General features: G+C 47.0%; 2 protein-coding genes. Both read right to left on the bottom strand.

The genetic code is table 11. From position 1 onward, the window contains the following. Window positions 1–3: 3 nt before the first annotated feature. The gene (gene pstS / locus ACRC27_RS01700; RefSeq protein WP_008815710.1) at window positions 4–1041 is read right to left on the bottom strand and encodes a phosphate ABC transporter substrate-binding protein PstS; all 1038 of its coding nucleotides are present in this window, start codon (window positions 1039–1041) and stop codon (window positions 4–6) included. Between the two features lie 223 nt (window positions 1042–1264). Further along, the coding region (locus ACRC27_RS01705; RefSeq protein ID WP_438639028.1) for an SIS domain-containing protein at window positions 1265–1643 on the bottom strand (379 nt) is incomplete at its 5' end.

Below are 1643 nucleotides of genomic sequence, written 5' to 3' on the forward strand. Positions count from 1 at the left end.
ACATTAGTACAATGCTTTACCAGAACTGTCTTTTACATTGGTTTTCCAAGCAGCACGGATCTGCTCAACAACGGAGCTAGGCAGCGGAGCGTAGTCGAGAGCGCTGGCTTCTTTGCCACCGTTTTTGTATGCCCAATCAAAGAACTTCAGTACTGCTTCGCCCTGCTCTGGCTTCTGTTGCTCTTTGTGCACCAGAATGAACGTCGTTGAGCTGATCGGCCATGCATTAGCACCTTTCTGGTTGGTTAGGTCTTGAGCAAAGGATTTACTCCAGTCAGCACCTTTAGCCGCATTGCTAAAACTCTCTTCAGTTGGCAGTACTGCGTCGCCATCAGCCGAGATCAACTTGGTGTAAGCCAGTTTGCTTTGCTTAACGTAGGCATATTCCACATAACCAATAGAACCAGGCAGACGCTGAATGAACGCGGCCACGCCATCGTTACCCTTACCGCCTAACCCTGTTGGCCAGTTAACCGTAGAACCCGCGCCAACTTTAGATTTCCAATCTGGATTTACTTTTGCCAGATAGTTGGTGAATACGTAAGAAGTACCTGAACCATCTGCACGGCGAACGACGGCAATATTGGTATCAGGCAGTTTCAGCCCCGGATTTAATTTCGTGATAGCTGGGTCATTCCACTTTTTGATGTTACCCAGATAGATATCGCCCAGCGTCTTACCATCCAGAGTCAGTTCACCTGATTTCAAACCAGGAATATTCACTGCCAGAACTACACCACCGATCACGGTAGGGAATTGGAATAGGCCATCTGCGGCTAATTTGTCATCGGTCAGGGGTGCATCGGAAGCACCAAAATCAACGGTTTTAGCAATGATTTGCTTAACACCGCCGGAAGAACCAATACCTTGATAGTTAACTTTATTACCAGTTTCTTTCTGGTAGGTATCAGCCCACTTGGCATAAACAGGTGCAGGGAAGGTGGCACCGGCACCGGTCAAGCTGGTAGCGGCAAATGCAGACATCGTAGTCAGAGAGCAGGTTGCAGCAACAATGGCAGCAACAGTCTTATTGGTAACCATCTTTTTAGTTACAACCAAGGAACGCATCGGCTTCATATTCCCTCCACAGGGAGTGTTATTCATCAGCTACTGTGTGAACAAGCAAGTTTAAGTATGGTGCAGGAGGGAAAATAAGGCAGTTTGATGACACTAAAATGTATGGAATATGACAGTTTTGTGACAGGTGAAATATTTGTATCTGAACGCGAAAGAAAAAGCCCCGCGTACGGGGCTTGTGGAATGGTTACTCTACGGTCACAGACTTCGCCAAATTTCGAGGCTGATCGACGTCAGTCCCTTTAATCAGCGCAACATGGTAGGAAAGCAACTGTAGCGGCACGGTATAGAAGATTGGCGCTATCACCTCTTCCACATGCGGTAATGAAATGATTCGCATACCTTCACTATCGGTGAAACCGGCATCTTTATCAGCAAAGACATACAGCAAGCCACCGCGAGCACGAACCTCTTCAATGTTGGATTTTAATTTTTCCAACAGCTCGTTGTTCGGTGCAATCACTACCACTGGCATATCAGCATCAATTAACGCTAACGGCCCATGCTTCAACTCACCCGCAGCATAAGCTTCCGCGTGAATGTAAGAGATCTCTTTTAGCTTCAGA

The organism is Plesiomonas sp. (assembly GCF_051650925.1).
Lineage (GTDB): Bacteria > Pseudomonadota > Gammaproteobacteria > Enterobacterales > CAMTGL01 > Plesiomonas.